This window comes from Rhodobacteraceae bacterium LMO-JJ12, from assembly GCA_021555075.1.
In the GTDB taxonomy this organism is placed as follows: domain Bacteria; phylum Pseudomonadota; class Alphaproteobacteria; order Rhodobacterales; family Rhodobacteraceae; genus JAKGBX01.
In genome coordinates, this window is sequence record JAKGBX010000001.1 from 631,476 (window position 1) to 647,624 (window position 16,149).

The 16,149-nt window shown below is 60.1% G+C and carries 18 protein-coding genes; 12 read left to right on the plus strand and 6 right to left on the minus strand.

What is annotated here, in order from left to right; genetic code table 11:
• Positions 1-61 precede the first annotated feature (61 nt).
• Positions 62-595, minus strand: a complete 534-nt coding sequence (locus tag LZG00_03000) for a peptidoglycan-binding protein (protein ID MCF3592961.1) — start codon at positions 593-595, stop codon at positions 62-64.
• A 263-nt stretch (positions 596-858) separates the two neighbouring features.
• Here LZG00_03000 and LZG00_03005 point away from each other — a divergent pair, with 263 nt between their 5' ends.
• The 4 genes from LZG00_03005 (at position 859) to LZG00_03020 (ending at position 3,409) form a co-directional block, all read left to right on the plus strand.
• A complete protein-coding gene (locus tag LZG00_03005) occupies positions 859-1,182 on the plus strand; it encodes a 2Fe-2S iron-sulfur cluster-binding protein (protein ID MCF3592962.1) in 324 nt (107 codons plus the stop codon).
• Complete coding sequence (locus LZG00_03010) at positions 1,182-1,961, plus strand: VCBS repeat-containing protein (protein MCF3592963.1); 780 nt, start codon at positions 1,182-1,184, stop codon at positions 1,959-1,961. The genes LZG00_03005 and LZG00_03010 overlap by 1 nt, the downstream gene beginning before the upstream one ends.
• A gap of 38 nt (positions 1,962-1,999) precedes the next feature.
• Complete coding sequence (locus LZG00_03015) at positions 2,000-3,067, plus strand: alpha/beta fold hydrolase (protein MCF3592964.1); 1,068 nt, start codon at positions 2,000-2,002, stop codon at positions 3,065-3,067.
• A 72-nt stretch (positions 3,068-3,139) separates the two neighbouring features.
• Entirely contained in the window at positions 3,140-3,409 is a 270-nt protein-coding gene (locus LZG00_03020) for a DksA/TraR family C4-type zinc finger protein (GenBank protein ID MCF3592965.1), read from the plus strand.
• A gap of 55 nt (positions 3,410-3,464) precedes the next feature.
• On the opposite strand, the gene LZG00_03025 is transcribed toward LZG00_03020, so the two are convergent.
• The 4 genes from LZG00_03025 to LZG00_03040 all read right to left on the minus strand — a co-directional run bounded on the left by LZG00_03025 (position 3,465) and on the right by LZG00_03040 (position 7,587).
• A complete protein-coding gene (locus LZG00_03025; GenBank protein ID MCF3592966.1) occupies positions 3,465-4,256 on the minus strand; it encodes a class I SAM-dependent methyltransferase in 792 nt (263 codons plus the stop codon).
• A 174-nt stretch (positions 4,257-4,430) separates the two neighbouring features.
• Entirely contained in the window at positions 4,431-6,251 is a 1,821-nt protein-coding gene (locus tag LZG00_03030) for a M3 family oligoendopeptidase (GenBank protein MCF3592967.1), read from the minus strand.
• A 76-nt stretch (positions 6,252-6,327) separates the two neighbouring features.
• The gene (locus LZG00_03035; GenBank protein MCF3592968.1) at positions 6,328-7,296 is read right to left on the minus strand and encodes an alpha/beta hydrolase; all 969 of its coding nucleotides are present in this window, start codon (positions 7,294-7,296) and stop codon (positions 6,328-6,330) included.
• Entirely contained in the window at positions 7,297-7,587 is a 291-nt protein-coding gene (locus tag LZG00_03040) for an SCP2 sterol-binding domain-containing protein (protein ID MCF3592969.1), read from the minus strand.
• A gap of 70 nt (positions 7,588-7,657) precedes the next feature.
• Between LZG00_03040 and LZG00_03045 the strand changes: the two genes are divergently transcribed.
• The 5 genes from LZG00_03045 to LZG00_03065 all read left to right on the plus strand — a co-directional run bounded on the left by LZG00_03045 (position 7,658) and on the right by LZG00_03065 (position 12,750).
• Positions 7,658-8,227 carry a tetratricopeptide repeat protein gene (locus LZG00_03045; protein ID MCF3592970.1) on the plus strand — a complete coding sequence of 190 codons (570 nt, stop codon included), beginning with the start codon at positions 7,658-7,660 and terminating at the stop codon, positions 8,225-8,227.
• A 30-nt stretch (positions 8,228-8,257) separates the two neighbouring features.
• A complete protein-coding gene (locus LZG00_03050) occupies positions 8,258-11,122 on the plus strand; it encodes a disulfide oxidoreductase (protein MCF3592971.1) in 2,865 nt (954 codons plus the stop codon).
• Positions 11,123-11,124: 2 nt separating this feature from the next.
• Entirely contained in the window at positions 11,125-11,499 is a 375-nt protein-coding gene (locus LZG00_03055) for an RNA-binding S4 domain-containing protein (GenBank protein MCF3592972.1), read from the plus strand.
• A gap of 104 nt (positions 11,500-11,603) precedes the next feature.
• The gene (locus tag LZG00_03060; protein MCF3592973.1) at positions 11,604-11,942 is read left to right on the plus strand and encodes a ferredoxin family protein; all 339 of its coding nucleotides are present in this window, start codon (positions 11,604-11,606) and stop codon (positions 11,940-11,942) included.
• Between the two features lie 298 nt (positions 11,943-12,240).
• Positions 12,241-12,750 (plus strand): CarD family transcriptional regulator, encoded by a 510-nt coding sequence (locus LZG00_03065; GenBank protein ID MCF3592974.1) that lies wholly within the window; start codon positions 12,241-12,243, stop codon positions 12,748-12,750.
• A gap of 160 nt (positions 12,751-12,910) precedes the next feature.
• Here the strand turns inward: LZG00_03065 and cobS are convergent, their stop codons facing one another.
• On the minus strand, positions 12,911-13,666 hold the full coding sequence (gene cobS / locus LZG00_03070) for an adenosylcobinamide-GDP ribazoletransferase (GenBank protein ID MCF3592975.1): 756 nt from the start codon (positions 13,664-13,666) through the stop codon (positions 12,911-12,913).
• A gap of 78 nt (positions 13,667-13,744) precedes the next feature.
• Here cobS and cobT point away from each other — a divergent pair, with 78 nt between their 5' ends.
• From cobT to LZG00_03085, 3 genes are all read left to right on the plus strand, one after another.
• The gene (gene cobT / locus LZG00_03075; GenBank protein MCF3592976.1) at positions 13,745-14,758 is read left to right on the plus strand and encodes a nicotinate-nucleotide--dimethylbenzimidazole phosphoribosyltransferase; all 1,014 of its coding nucleotides are present in this window, start codon (positions 13,745-13,747) and stop codon (positions 14,756-14,758) included.
• A 332-nt stretch (positions 14,759-15,090) separates the two neighbouring features.
• The gene (gene hpaR, locus LZG00_03080) at positions 15,091-15,555 is read left to right on the plus strand and encodes a homoprotocatechuate degradation operon regulator HpaR (GenBank protein MCF3592977.1); all 465 of its coding nucleotides are present in this window, start codon (positions 15,091-15,093) and stop codon (positions 15,553-15,555) included.
• A 246-nt stretch (positions 15,556-15,801) separates the two neighbouring features.
• On the plus strand, positions 15,802-16,023 hold the full coding sequence (locus LZG00_03085) for a hypothetical protein (GenBank protein MCF3592978.1): 222 nt from the start codon (positions 15,802-15,804) through the stop codon (positions 16,021-16,023).
• Positions 16,024-16,149: the final 126 nt, after the last annotated feature.

The following is a 16,149-nucleotide window of genomic DNA, read 5'->3' on the forward strand; positions in this document are numbered from 1 at the left end:
CACTCAATTTGCGAGGCGGATATGTGATAGGCATATCCTGCGGGGCAGGTGGGGCGCTTGGTTAGTCTGCTTCCGGGCGGTCCATGGCGACCAGCCCGAGTTTGCGCGCCGCCGAAAGCGACAGGATTGCGCTATTGAGCCCCTGAGGCTCCTGGTAGCGGCGGATGGCGCGCAGGGTTCGTGTGTCCATTTCACCGGTGATGGTACCGCGATAGTGGCCGCGCGCGGCGAGCGCGCGTTGAAGCGAGGCCAGGAAATCGGGCGTCAATTGCTCCTCGCAGGGGGTCTGAAACCACAGCTCGCGGCGTTCCTTGACGATGGCACGTCGAGTTTCGAGCTTGTAGATCGGTTCGGCCAGGACGGTGCCATCGTCAAGCACTTCGGCGGGTTGAAGGAGAACACGTTCTGTCACGGTTTCAATCACCGCCGGAGTGACATCCTTGCCCCAGCAACTGCCTTCGGGCGCGCCGGGGGGCGCACGTTCGTGGGTTTCCATGAGTACAGGCTCACTGAGCCCTGCAAGAGGATCTGCGCCGTCGCAGGCGACAAGTGCGCCAAGCGCGCTGATACTGGCTACTATGCCCCTGAGGTTCATGGCTGTGGCTGCTCTGCCCTGAATTGATTGATTGATTGAAGTCTAGCTGGTTTGGCAAGGATGGGAAAGCTGGCTTGGCGCGCGCGCCCCCGAGCGTGCCGATTTGGCGGGGAGTGGTGTGCAAACCGCGTCGAAACAAAGCCGCGCCATGGTGTGAATACGCCTGTTTTGGTGGGCGGATCGCCGCAAATGGGGCTGGCGGGCCGCGAGAGGCTTGTCTAGAACGATGCTGACACAAGCGGCGAGAAGAGGACGAACGCAATATGGCGAAGATCACCTATATTGAGCACAACGGAACCGAGCATACCGTTGAAGTGGCAAATGGGCTGACTGTTATGGAAGGCGCGCGCGACAACAACATTCCCGGCATCGAGGCCGATTGCGGTGGTGCCTGCGCTTGCTCGACCTGTCATGTTTATGTCCATCCCGACTGGGTCAAGAAGGTACCGGCAAAGGATGACATGGAGGAAGATATGCTGGATTTCGCCTATGAGCCGGACCCTGCCCGCTCGCGGCTGACCTGTCAGATCAAAGTCACCGATGCGTTGAACGGTCTGATCGTTCAAATGCCTGAAAAGCAGATTTGATGCGGCGCGGCGCGGGGGTTCTCTTCGCTTGCCTCGCGGTGCTCTTGGCGGGGGCCGACGTGGGTCGTGCCGATGACGGGGCGGTGATTTCCCAAGCGGAGTTTTCCGAGCCGACAGGCCGTTATGATCACGGCATTCTGGGCGATGCGATAGAATGGGGCAATCTGCGCATCACCGTCGGGCGCGCCCAAGGCGGCAAGGCGGGAGTATTTCAGGGCAAGACCTCGCTGAGCTATGAAATAAGGCTGCCCGAGACGCTGGTTTACGAGGATATTGCGCCGCGCCTTTGGGACGTTACCGGGGACGGCAGGCCCGAGGTGGTCGTGATTCAAAGCCATCTGGCCAAGGGGGCGCGGCTGTTGGTGATCGGCCTGGAGGCGGGCAAGCCTGTTGCGCTGGCGGCGACGCCATTTATCGGGCAAAGCCATCGCTGGCTTGCGCCGGTGGGCGCGGCGGATCTGGATGGCGATGGGCATATCGAGATCGCCTATATCGACCGGCCGCATCTGGCCAAGGTGCTGCGGATCTGGCGGCTGGAGGGGGGCACACTGGGTCATGTGGCGGATATTCCGGGGCTGACCAATCACAAGATCGGCTGGGATGTGATCCCCGGCGGTATCCGCGATTGCGGCGGCGGGCCTGAGGTGATCACCGCCGATGCCGGCTGGCGACGGGTCGTGGCGACGACCTTCCGGGGTGGCAAACCGGTGACGCGCCCGCTGGCCGCGTTCAATTCAGTCGGGGATTTTGCGCCGGTGATGGCTTGTCGCCCGGAATAAGGCTGGGCCAGAGCGTCAAACTGTGATGAATTGGGCAGATGATGCGCGCTTACACCCTTACGGTTCTTTCCCTTCTGGCTCTGCTGGCGGCTTGTGCGCGTCCGGCTGTTACCGGCCTGAGCGCGCTTCCCGAGGGGCTGGACGTGCAGAACATCTTTGTGGCGACACAGCGCGGCATCGGGCAGATGGGTTCGATGTTTGGCGCGCGGCGCAATACCAAGGTGAATTACGGCCAGATCAGCATCTCGATCCCGCCGGAGCATCAGCCGGGCCAGCTTGAACGCGGCAAAGGGGTTGTCGATCCGGCCAAGTTTTTCGCCCCGGTCGCGGCCGAGAATTACGCCGATGTGGCGGCGTTTACCCGTGCGGTGCGGCGCGAGCAGGTGCCACAGGGCGACGTGTTGGTCTATGTGCATGGCTACAACAACACGCTGGAGGATGCGGCGTTTCGCCTGGCCCAGATCCGCCATGATTTTGGCCTGACCGATCCGGCGATCCTGTTTGCCTGGCCTTCGGCGGGGGATGCGCGCGGCTATATCTATGATCGTGACTCGGTGCTGTTTGCACGCGATGGCTTTGAAGAGTTGATCCGCGGATTGCGCGCGAATGGGCAACGGCGGATTTTCATTCTGGCGCATTCGATGGGCGGGTATCTGACCATGGAAGCGCTGCGCCAGATGGCGCTGAAGGGGGACCGCCACATGATGGATGCGATCAGCGCGGTGGTGTTGATGTCGCCCGACATCGATCCGGACGTGTTTCGCCATCAGGCTGAAGCCATTGGCAAACTGCCGCAACCCTTTCTGATCATGACGTCGCGCAAGGACAGGGTTCTGACATTTGCCGAGCTATTGACCGGGCGCAAGCCGCGGCTTGGGCGGATCGAGGACCAGAAGGCCGTGGACGGGCTTGATGTGACGGTGGTGGATCTTACGGATCTGGACGATGGCAGCGCGGGCGGCCACATGGTCGCGGCGAGTTCCAGCACGGCGATCCAGCTTCTGAAGGGGCTGGATGAGCAGATCCGTCAGGGGCGAACCGGTCAACTGAGAGATTTCGTCTTGCTGGGCAAGGATCAGCGCGAAGGGTTGTTGTTGGCGCAATAGCCTGAGGATTGCGCGGATTTGAGGCGCAGACTAGGCTGGGCCTCTGGATTTTATGCAACGGAGGGCGTGAGCATGGCCGGTGGATGGGCCAAGGACGGCGCGGTAAGCGAACAGATCGAAGCCTCGATTTCGGATGAATTGGCGCGGATGAAGGCGCGGCGCGGGCCGGTGGGCGAGAGTCTGACGCACTGCGCGGAATGTGACGAGCCGATCCCCGAGAAGCGACGCGAGGCCATTCCCGGCGTGAAGCTATGCATTGATTGTGCGTCGGAGCGGGATGGAGCGGCAAAGGCACGCGGGGGGATTAACCGGCGGGGGAGCAAGGACAGTCAGTTGAAGTGAGTGAGGAGCGCGGCCGTGATAGCCTAAGCGAAATTGCGCGGCCGCAATGGCCCGTTCACTTGTAAGCGAGCGCTACATTCACCGCATCAGGATAGACAAGCCGGTCGCCTTGGACATAATCGCTGAGTGCATCCGCGACATCATCGATAAGGGACGTCTTTGCAGTATCACTAAGCGCCAGAAACGCGCCCGCAATCGGCATAGAGCCGAGGTGCAGAGGGACGAATTCCTCAGCACGCGGCACGTTGATCGACAATTCCTGTCTGTGAATGTTGATATCGGAAAACCCTGCTTTGCTGACCTGATTGGTCAAGATGTCTGCAGAAGGGGTTTCGCGCTGCGAGCGCTGTTTGTTGGCAATCTCGGGCGATATGTGGCGTTCGACCGCAGCGCATATCGCTTTGGTATAGGCGCTATGACCGTCCCAGATCGAAAAGGCCATGCGCCCACCCGGAGCCAGCAGGCGTCTGAATTCTTTGAGTGCGGCGGGCTTGTCGGGGAAATAATGATACCCGTGTTGGGACATGACGACATCGTAGGCCCCTGACGACAACCCGTTTTCGCAGACATCGCTTTGAACCCACGTGATGTTGAGATCTTCGGCAAGTTCCTTTGCTTTGGAAATCATAGAGGTGTTGTTGTCGAGGCCGACGACTGCGCCGTCTGGACCGACCCTTTCAATGGCCAGTCTTGTCGTAACACCAGTGCCACAAGCGACGTCCAGCACCCTTTCAGAAGGCTGAAGCGACAGGACATCGACCAAGGCTTTTGCCCATCGACCAAACCACAGCGGGACCATAACCTGTTCATAGATTTCGGGACCGCTTCCGGCCAATTGGAACGTCATGTCAAACCCCCAGCCGTTTTGTGCAATTCGTGGTGGTCAAAAAAATGCTGATTATTAAGAACCTCTGGGAGCGAGGTTAGTCGGCAGTTGTTGTACAGGTCAACGGAGTCCGAATTCTTCAGGTCGGGGTTTCCTGCCGAATTCGTTCAACAGTTGCGGCCGTTCAGCTAAAAGTCACCCCTCCATCGCTTCCAGTTCATCAATGAAGCCCGAGATCATGCTGAGGCCCTTGTCCCAGAATTTCGGGTCGGAGGCATCCAAGCCAAACGGTGCCAGAAGCTCGGAATGGTGTTTGGAGCCGCCGGCTTTCAGCATGTCGAAATACTTGTCCTGGAAGCCGTCGGGGTTTTCCTCGTAGACCGCATACAAAGCGTTCACCAATCCGTCGCCGAAGGCATAGGCGTAGACGTAGAACGGTGAGTGGATGAAATGCGGGATGTAGGCCCAGAAGGTTTCATACCCGTCCATGTATTCGAAGGACGGGCCGAGGCTCTCGGCCTGCACCGACATCCAGATGGCGTTGATATCGTCTGGGGTCAACTCGCCCTTGCGGCGGGCGGCGTGGAGTTTGCACTCAAAGTCATAAAACGCAATCTGGCGCACCACCGTGTTGATCATGTCTTCGACCTTGCCGGCCAGAAGCACTTTGCGCTGTTCCTGGGTCTTGGCACCGTCAAGCATCTTGCGGAAGGTGAGCATTTCGCCAAACACAGAGGCGGTTTCGGCAAGCGTGAGCGGTGTTGAGGAGAGCATTTCGCCCTGATCAGCGGCCAGCACCTGATGCACACCGTGGCCGAGTTCGTGCGCGAGGGTCATCACGTCGCGCGGTTTGCCGAGGTAGTTCAGCATCACATAGGGGTGCACGTTGGTGACGGTCGGATGGGCGAAGGCACCGGGGGCCTTGCCGGGTTTCACGGCGGCGTCGATCCAGCCTTTGGAGAAGAACGGCGCGGCGATCTCGGCCATGCGGGGATCAAAGCCTGCATAGGCAGACATCACCATCTCCTGCGCCTCGTCCCAGCCGACGCTGCGGGGGTCTTCGATCGGCAGGGGAGCGTTGCGGTCCCAGACCTGCATCACATCAAGGCCGAGCCATTTGCGTTTCAGCTCGTAATAACGGTGGCTGAGCTTGGGGTAGGCGGCGACAACCGCGTCGCGCAGGGCTTCAACCACTTCGGGTTCGACATCGTTGGAGAGATGGCGGGCGGCCTGAGCGCTGGGCATGTGGCGCCAGCGGTCAATGATCTCTTTCTCCTTGGCCAATGTGTTGTGGACGCGGGCGAAAGTCTTGATATTCGCACCGAACACGCTGGCCAGCTCATGCGCGGCCTCTTCACGCTTGGCGCGGTCCGGGTCGGTCATGAAGTTGGTGGTGCCTTCGATATTGTAAGTCTCTCCGTCGACTTCAAATTCGAGGCCCGCGACGGTTTCATCGAAGAGTTTTTCCCACGCATCGCCGACAGCGCCGAGATCGTGCAGGAATTTTTCGAGTTCGTCCGAAAGCTGATAGGGGCGCATGGCGCGGCGGCGGTCGAGCACCGGCTTGTAGCGGGCAAGATCGGCGTTTTCGGCCAGTGCGGCGGAATAGGTCTCATCGGAAATCTGGTTGAACTCAAGCCAGTAAAACACCAGTGCGGCGGAGCCGTTGATGATCCGTTCCTGATTGTCGGACATGAACTTGGCGCGGGCGGCATCAGTGGTTTTCTGGTAATAGCGCAGGCCGACGTAGGACATGATGCGCCCGGCGATGTTGTCCATCTTTTCCGAACGTTGGATGGATTTCAGCAGATCGGCGGCAGACAGATCGGCGAGCTTGCCTTCGTAATCGGCGGCAAAGCTCTGCGCCTCGGTCTCGAACCATTCGAGGTCTTGGGCGAGCTTGGGGTCGTCTTCGCCTGCGTAAAGATCAGTGAGGTTCCATTCCGGCAGATTGCCCAACTCCCCGCTTCCCGAACTGGCATTGGCGTCGCGGACGGGGAAGGGGAGATTGAGCATGGAAAGACCTTTCATTGCTGATTGCCCGGCAGAGATAAGCCGGGCACGCGCAGGTCTCAAGGGGGAAGGGCGTGGTTTAGGCCTGCGCGGTGGTGGGAAGGCTGTTGGTGCGGGCGCTGTCAAAGTAGGCCTGCATCATGTCGAGGAGACGCTTTTGCGTCTCGGGGCCTTCCATCAGTACTTCGTGTTCGCCGGGATCAATCATTTCCAGCCGACCACCCGGCCACCTGTCCATGCGCGAATGGATGCGCGAGGTGTCGACGATGCGTTCGTTAACGCCAAGGAAAACGATGGCTGGTTGAGGCGGTGAGGGCATACGATCAAGCGCGCGGCATTCGCGCAGGGCTTCGTGCAGCCAGCGCAGTGAGGGGCCGCCAAGCAGAAGCTCGGGATGGGCGTCGATCTGGGCTTTCATATAGTCCCACATTGCGCGGTCGGTGGTCAGCATGTTGTCTTCAAAGGGTGCGGTGCTGACATAGCTGGAAGAGCCGGTGCCGGGGGCATAGGCATGGCCCATTCCCATCAGCGTTCCGCCCCAAGCCAGTGCCCAAGCGGCGGGGCGGGTGGCTGCGGCCATCTTGATGCCCCACATCGGGCCGGTAAAGCAGGCGGCCGCGACAGGCAGGCCTTCGTGGAGTGCGCGAAGCCCGATGCAGCCACCCATGGAATGGGCAATCAGGTAAAAGGGCTGGGGCAGGTTCAGCTCATGCGCTGCCGAGACCATGGCCTTCACGTCTTTTTGATAATCGGAGAACCAGTGCACGTGGCCCGTGGCGGGGTCATCTGCGAGCCGGTCAGCGATGCCTTGGCCGCGCCAGTCTATGCTAAGCGTGGCCAGCCCGCGTGCGGCCAGTTCGCAGGCTGTGCGGCCGTATTTCTCGATATATTCGGTGCGACCGGGGAACAGCAGGACGGTGCCGGCGGGCGCGTCGCGGTTCCACAGCCCAATGCGGATACGCACCCCGTCTTCGCAGGTCAGCCAGCAGGTCTCTGCATCGCCGGGGCCTTCGGCTATCTGTGCGAAATAGGGTGCGTTTTCCAAGATTTAGCCCAGAACAGAACCCAGCTGCATCGCCAGACCCATGTCGCCATCGACGCTGAGTTTGCCTGACATGAAGGCCGCCGTTGGGTTGAGATCGCCCGACATGATTGCCTGGAAGGTCTCGGTGTCGGCAGTCATGGTGACTTCGGCGGGATCGTCGCTCGCGCGCGCACCGTCGCCATCAATGATGACCGAACCTTCGCCTTCGATCACGAATTTTGCTGTGGACGAAAAACCTTCGCCGCCCATCTTCTCATTGAGAGCCTTTACGGCGCCGTCGATCACTTCGCTCATGAAATCTACCTTTCTTCTGGCCGCCGGGGGCTGACATTGCCATGGGCAGCGCGTTACACTCATTGTTACTATGAGCATTCACCCATTCAATCTCAAACCTATCGTTGCGGCAACCCTCGCGATAGTATGGTTTTCCCTTCCTGCCGGGCCTATGGGCGCGCAGGAGGGCGGAATTGAAACGCTTTTTGAGCGGCTGAAATCTGCCGATGTGGTGGACGCTTCGCGTATTGAACGCGAAATCGGGATGGTCTGGAGGCAATCGGGGTCACCGGCCATGGATCTGCTGCTCAAACGTGGGCGCGAAGCGTTGGAGAAGGAAGACTTTCCCGCCGCCATCGAGCATTTCACGGCGCTCACTGATCATGCGCAGGATTTCGCGGAAGGCTGGTATGGGCGTGCACAGGCCTATGCCCAGATCGGGCAGATCGGCCCGGCGGTTGATGATCTGAATCGGGTGCTGATGCTTAACCCGCGCCAATACGACGCCATTTTCGGGCTCGGCACAATTTTCGAGCAACTGGACCAACCCGAGCAAGCCTATGATGCCTACCGGCTTGTGCTTGACCTGCATCCGCATCATGAAGGGGCGAAGTCACGTTTGCAGCAGCTTGAACGTGGCGTGAACGGCACCGAACTCTGACCAGCGGATCCGGGGGGGCGAGAGAGCATCATGACCGGAGACCGGCGGATCGTTGCCGTGCTTGGCCCCACCAACACGGGCAAGACCCATTATGCCATCGAGCGAATGCTGGGCTATCGCAGCGGGATCATCGGCCTGCCGCTGCGCCTGTTGGCGCGCGAGGTCTATGACCGGATCGTTCGGGCGCGCGGGCCTTCTGTGGTGGCATTGATCACCGGGGAAGAGCGGATCGTTCCCGATCGGGTGCAATATTGGGTCTGCACAGTCGAGGCGATGCCCGAAGGGATGGGGGCCGATTTCGTCGCGATAGACGAGATCCAGCTTTGCGCCGATCCCGAGCGCGGGCATGTCTTTACTGACCGGTTGCTGAACACGCGCGGATTGCACGAGACGGTGTTGCTGGGGTCGGACACGATGCGCGGGCCAATCCGGGCGTTGATTCCGCAGGTCGAGTTTGTGAACCGTGAGCGGATGAGCCAACTGAGCTATACTGGCCCAAAAAAGATCAGCCGGATGAAGCCGCGCTCGGCTATTGTCGGGTTTTCGGTCGATAACGTCTATGCGATTGCCGAGCTCTTGCGTCGCCAAAGGGGGGGTGCGGCGGTGGTGATGGGCGCGCTCAGCCCGCGCACGCGCAATGCGCAGGTTGAGATGTATCAGAATGGCGAGGTCGATTTTCTGGTGGCGACGGATGCCATCGGGATGGGGCTGAACCTTGATATCGACCATGTGGCGTTTTCGTCTCTGACCAAGTTCGACGGGCGGCGGATGCGCAATCTGGCGCCCAATGAGTTGGCCCAGATTGCGGGGCGAGCGGGGCGCGGGATGAGCGATGGTTCGTTCGGAGTGACCGGTGAGGCACCTGATCTTGCGCCGGATGTGGCCGAAGCGATTGTGGAGCACCAATTCACGCCGCTTCGCAAGCTGCAATGGCGCAATTCGCGACTGCAATTTGGCACACTGGACGCGCTTATCCGGTCGCTTGACGAAAAGCCGCAGGTCGAAATGTTCGTCAAGGCGCGCGATGCAGACGACCTGACGGCGCTGAAAACGTTGAGCCAGGAGGCGGAAGTCTTCGCGCGGGCAAGCGATGCGCGCTCGGTTCGGTTGTTATGGGATGTGTGCCGGATTCCCGACTTTCGGGGTATCAGCCAGGCCGAACATGCCGCCTTGTTGGAGCGAATATTTGGCTATCTGCATGAAAATGGTATGGTCGCGGAAGATTGGTTTGCCGGGCAGGTGACACGGATCGACCGGACGGATGGCGACATTGACACATTGTCGAAACGTCTGGCCTTTATCCGTACTTGGACATATGTCGCTCAGCGAAAAGGCTGGCTAAACGACGAAGAGCATTGGCGCGGAGAGACCCGCGCTGTAGAAGATCGCCTGTCGGATGCGCTGCATGGTGCGCTGACGCAAAGATTCGTGGACCGGCGCACATCTGTGTTGCTGCGGCGGCTCAAACAGAAGGAAGCCATGGTGGCCGAGGTAAACGACAAGGGTGAAGTGACGGTTGAAGGCCATGTGGTGGGCCGTCTTGAAGGGTTCCGTTTTGCGATCGACAAGAGCGCAAGTGGGCAAGAAGCCAAAACGCTGCAACAGGCTGGGATGCAGGCGTTGGTGCCGCATTTCCATCTGCGCGCGGATCGGTTCTATAACGCGCCCGATACCGAGATCGACTTTACCGAACAAGGTGGGTTGATGTGGGGCGAGCATGCGGTTGGCAAGCTTGTTGCCGGATCCGAGCCGATGAAGCCCGTTGTCAGCGCCTTTGTCGATGAAGAAGCCGGCGAGGAGGTGATGCAGAAGGTCACACGTCGCTTGCAGCATTTCATCGATCGCAAGATCGCGACCTTGTTCGAGCCGCTCTTGAACCTGAGCCGTGACGAAGAGATGCAGGGGCTGGCCCGCGGGTTTGCATTCCGGATGGCCGAAGGGTTTGGCATCTTGCCGCGCGATTTGGTGGCCGAAGACGTGAAGGCGCTTGATCAGGAGGCGCGTGGCGCCTTGCGTAAGCACGGTGTCCGCTTTGGTCAATTCACCGTCTTCATGCCGCTTCTCTTGAAACCAGCGCCGACCCGCCTGCGGCTGGTCTTGTGGTCGCTTTTCAAAGGGTTGGACGAATTCCCCGAGGCGCCGCCGCCGGGTCTGGTAACGGTACCCGCGCCGCGAGATGCGACGCCGGGTGTGGATACGATGTGCGGTTATCGCACTGCTGGGGACCGCGCGATTCGGATCGACATGCTGGAACGGCTGGCGGATATGCTGCGGGGCGAGAACAGCCGCGCGGGGTTTGAAGCAAATCCCGACATGCTTTCGATCACCGGGCTGTCGCTGGAGCAGTTTTCCGCGCTGATGCAGGGGCTTGGATACAAAGCCGAAAAAGGCGAGCGCGAGAAGGTCAAGAAAGCGCCGGAAGCGGCTGCCGGGACGGATGCAGCAGTGAATGTGGCGCAAGATGCGGCTGCCGGGGCGGATGTGGCAAAGACTGAAGAGGGAGTCGCAGAAGCCGCGCCGGAGGCCGAAGACAAACCGGTTGAGACGGTGCCTGCCGATGCCGAACCCGCCGAAGCTGTCACCGCAACGCCCGAGGCGACCGGCGCAGTGACCGGACCAGATGCCGAAGACGCGCCCGAGGTCGAAGTCTTCTATACCTTCACTTGGGGCGGACAACGTGGCGGGCGACGCAATGCTCCGCGCGGCGAGGGCGACAAGCCGCGCGGCAAGCCACAGGGCAAAGGTAAACCGCAGGGCCAGAAGGGCAAACCGCGGCGTGAACAGGCCAAACCGCAAGGCGCGCAGCGCTACGAATCAAAGCCGCGCAAGAAAGACGTGATCGACCCCGATAACCCGTTCGCCGCCGCGCTGATGGGGCTGAAGGACAAGGGCTGAGATTGGTCGGGTCAGCGGAAAAGATCCGTCTGGACAAGTGGTTGTGGTACGCGCGGTTTTTCAAGACGCGCGGGATTGCATCAAAGCAAGTCTCGGGCGGACATGTGCGGGTGAACGGCGACAAGGCCGCAAAACCGGCGCAGCCCGTGGGACCGGGCGATGTTTTGACCTTTGCGCAGGCGCGCCGTATCAGGGTGATCCGGATCGCGGCGTTGGGTGTGCGGCGCGGTCCGGCCGCAGAGGCGCAGGGGCTATATGATGATCTGACCCCGCCCGAGGAGACGAAAGCGCCACCGGAGCCGCGAAGCGGAGCGCGGCCCACCAAGCGCGACAGACGCGTGATGGATGCCTTCAGATCGGGCAATGAAGACAGCTGAGACGGCCCACCGAATGCGCCTCTGCCTGTGACAAGAGATGTCCTTGAATGATGGACGGGACTGAATTAGCTAGTGATCGACACCGATAAAGATGGACGCCCGATATGACTTATGTCGTGACCGACAACTGCATTGCCTGCAAATACACAGATTGCGTTGAAGTCTGCCCTGTAGATTGCTTCTATGAGGGTGAGAACATGCTGGTTATCCATCCCGATGAATGTATCGACTGTGGCGTGTGCGAGCCGGAATGCCCGGCAGACGCGATTCGCCCCGATACTGAACCGGACATGGACAAATGGGTCACGTTCAATCGGGAATATTCAGAACTGTGGCCGGTGATCATCTCGAAGAAGGATCCGCTTCCTGAGGCCGAGGAGCGCGATGGTGAGACCGACAAGGTGAACAAGTATTTCTCGGAAAAGCCCGGCGAGGGCGGCTGAGAATAACCCGATTCGCTCGGATAGGTGGCGCGGCACATACTTCCGAAATCCCTTTTTTTACTGGGAAATGTGGAGGAGTGTTGCGGCGGCACTTTGAATCGGGTGCGATTCGTGTTATATTATCGTCACAAATGAAGAAATCTGCCTGATACCACCCAACCGAGCAGCGATACCTCGCGGTTTCTTGGGTGGTTTTGTTTGTGTCACTTGTCATCTGTCGGCGGGCTTGGTGCCTGCGCGATGGAGACTGTGCGAGGGTGGGCAGATCTCTGGGATGCGATGCTGAAGGATAAACTGCATGAGCAAGTCGAGAAGATCGGATTTTCGTCCGAATGAATACGTAGTCTATCCGGCGCATGGCGTGGGTCAGATTGTGTCTATTGAGAAACAGGAAGTGGCTGGCTTTGAGCTTGAGCTGTTCGTGGTTTCGTTCGAGAAAGACAAGATGATGCTGCGGGTGCCCACCAACAAGGCAACCGAAATCGGAATGCGCAGCCTTTCGAGCCCGGATGTTGTGAGCCAGGCCATGAAGACGTTGAAAGGCAAGGCAAAAGTCAAGCGTGCCATGTGGTCGCGTCGGGCGCAGGAATACGAACAGAAGATCAACTCGGGTGATCTGATCGCGATTGCCGAAGTGGTGCGCGACCTGCACCGCAACGACGACCAACGTGAGCAGAGCTATTCCGAACGCCAGCTTTACGAAGCGGCGCTGGAGCGGCTGACGCGCGAAGTGGCGGCTGTGGCCGGGGGCGATGAGATCGCTGCTGCCAAACAGGTTGATGATGTGCTTTTGGCGCGTGCTGCCTGAAGCGGTTCAAGTTTGAGAGTTTTGAAAGCCGCGCCTGAATGGGGCGCGGTTTTATTATTTTTTTATAATGGCTTAGGGTGCTTTCGGGGGCTGGGCCCGGAAGCGAGGAGTGCAGAGCCAACGCCCGGATTTGAATAGTTTCATCTAAAAAACAGCCAGTTCAGAGCAGGGCGGACAGCGCGAGAAGGGTGCTGATTTCGGTGATCTGCTGGGTCGCGCCGAGAACATCACCGGTCTGGCCCGCGATCTTGGCCTGGGCGATCCGGGCGCAGGCATAAGTTGCGGCAATGGCGGCGAGCAAAATCCAGACCGCGTCCCAACCGGTGAGCAGAACGACGACGCCGACGGCAATCAGCAAGGCGATGCGAACCGCTTGACGCGGCGGGCGGCCGGTTTGAGCGGACAGGCCTGTGGTGCGGGCGTTGGGCAACTTGTGCATCACATGGGCCATCGCAGCGCGTGACAGCGCGGCAGAGGCCAGCAGGGCGATGGCGAGATGATCGGCCAGCGCGATCAAGGCGGCCCCGCGCAGACCCAGCGAAAGGATCAGCGCCAACACGCCGTAACTGCCGATATGGCTGTCTTTCATGATGTCGAGCCTTCGGGCGCGATCAAAGCCGCCCCAGAAGCCATCGGCAACATCGGCGAGGCCGTCTTCGTGCAGCGCGCCCGTCATCACGATAAGCAGGGCGAGGGCCAGGAGCGCAGATATTTCCTGTTTTATTCCAATAGCTTGCAAGAACACTGCCAGTAGGGTGGCGAAGCTGGCCAGGATCAGGCCGACTGCGGGCCAGCACCAGGCAGATCTGGCGCCGCGGGCCATGGCATGTGGCGAGACGCGCAGGGGGACGCGGCTGAGAAGGGCCAGCGCGGCGCGGATGTCATCGGGGCAAAAAGGGCGGTCGCTTTCGCGCATCATGCGGTCCTTTTGGGCCTTGAGGGCGGGGGTGATTGGGTTAAACACGCGGGAACGGGGCAACGCAACGGGGATTTCATGGCTGATTTTCAGACTCTAGAACAGTTTCGTAACCTTCTGGAAACGGCACCGGGCGCTGATGCGCGCGCCCTTGCGGAGGCCGAATCACGCAACGCTCAGTTGACCAAACCGCCCGGCGCGCTGGGACGGTTGGAGGAGTTGGCGCTCTGGTATGGCGGGTGGCGGGGCGATGCGCGGCCCCGGCTGGAACGTCCGCAGGTGATTGTTTTCGCGGGAAATCATGGCGTTACGGCGCGCGGGGTTTCGGCATTTCCGGCCGAGGTGACGGCGCAGATGGTGGCGAATTTTCAAGCCGGGGGCGCGGCGATCAACCAGTTGGCCAAGGTATTTGGCGCCAAGATGGATGTTCATGCCCTGTCGCTGGAGCGCGCGACGGCGGATTTCACTCAGGGGCCGGCAATGAGTGAGGCCGAATTTATTGAGTGTTTACAGATAGGTTGGAAGACGGTGGACCCAACGGGCGACCTGTTGGTGGTGGGTGAGATGGGAATCGGCAACACCACCAGCGCGGCGGCGATTGCCTTGGCTCTGTTCGGCGGCGAGGCCGAGGATTGGGTGGGGCGTGGCACCGGGGTGGATGAGGCTGGTATGACCTTGAAGGCGCGGGTGGTGCGTGAAGGAAATACATGCAATTCCAATGCGTTGGATGGTGGTCTGGGCGTTCTGCGCTGTCTTGGGGGGCGTGAGTTGGCGGCGATGGCGGGGGCGATGGCGCGGGCGCGTTGCCTGCGTATTCCAGTGATCCTGGACGGGTTCATCGCAACGGCGGCGGCGGCCTGTCTTGAGCGCGCGGTGTCCGGGGCGTTGGATCATGCGGTGGCAGGCCATGTGAGCGCCGAGCCGGGACACCCCAAGATGTTGAAAGAACTGGGAAAAGAGCCAATTCTGGCGTTGGGAATGCGGCTTGGAGAGGGGTCGGGCGCGGCGTTGGCGATGGGCATTTTGATGGGCGCGATTGCCTGTCATTCAGGGATGGCGACATTTGCCGAAGCCGGGGTTTCGGACGGATAAGTTAAAGCATCGTCCGCGAGGGTTAACGGGGTTTGGGGCCGCAAAAACCGGGGGCGACAGGCGGCTGATTTCCGGCTGACTCATGGCTGACAACCGTATGCCGTTGCCTGGCCGAAAATTCGGGCAAAAATTGATTAAAGCGTTTCATTTTTTGCCTGAGACAGGGTTAAGTGGAAACACTTTGCAGCACATCACTGTTGTAGGTGTTTCGAAACGAACGCGTAAGCGAGGTCTGTCTCGAAACATCTTTGATGTGGTGCGCTGTGGGGGAGCGGCTATTGGGCGCGGTTCCCGACTCTTGTCGGGCGCGCGAAAATCAGCGAGATAGAGATATGACGAAACTGACAAATGCGCCCGTTCATGGGCCCAACCTTCCTGAAACCACAAGGTCGCTTCCTATTGCGATGCTGCGCGCGCGCGAGACCATGATGGCGCCGATCCGCCAGATGCTGCAGAAAGCGGGCGTGACCGAGCAGCAGTGGCGCGTGCTGCGTGTGCTGGCTGAGCGCGGCACGATGGACCCCAAGGATCTGGCCCATGCCGCCTGTCTTTTGAACCCGTCGCTGACCCGGATCATGCAATTGCTGGAGCGCAAAGGGCTGATCACGCGGCGCGACCATCCGAGCGACCGGCGCAAGGTGCTGTTGGATATCACGCCTGAAGGGGTTGCCCTGCTGACCAAGGCGGCGCCGGAGAGCATTGCGATTTTTGCACGGCTGGAAAAGCAATATGGCCGCGACAAGATGGAGCAACTTCTGGACTTGTTGAACACGTTGAGCGCGCTGGAGCTGGAATAGGCAACAGCGGGGGATGCGCGATTGGCGCATCCTGCGGTTGGCGTTCTGGATCTGGCATGTTGATAAAGGGGGCGCTGCCCCCTCGGCCTTTGGCCTCACCCCCGGAATATTTATGGCAAGATGAAGCGGCTGACGGTCGCTTGACTTGGTGTGGCTCGGGCATCAGAGGCGCACGGGGTATTGGAAGCACGGTTCGGTCACAGAAGATTTCAGCGCGATCAAGGCGAAGGTACTGGGGTTGGGGGCTTGGGCGATGCCTATGAGATTGCGGTTCCGGGGCTGATCGCGAATATTGAGGGGACCAAGGAAGTGGAGCGCGACGGCATAAGGCTGAGGACCGAGACATTTGCCGAGATGTGGTCGGACAAGACCCATTTCCATCTCAATGCGCGGATGGAGGCCTATGAAAACGACGTTCTGATCTTTGAACGAGACATGCAGGAGAGTATTGAACGGGACGGGTTGTGAGCGAGTCAAGCCGGGGGCGTTCCGAGAAACTCCTTGCGGGCGCGGGTGCTATGGGTTTTTATTGAGCCAAGAATTAATAACCGGGGCGCGCAAGAATGCGGCTCGCCGGGAGACAAAAAAACAGAA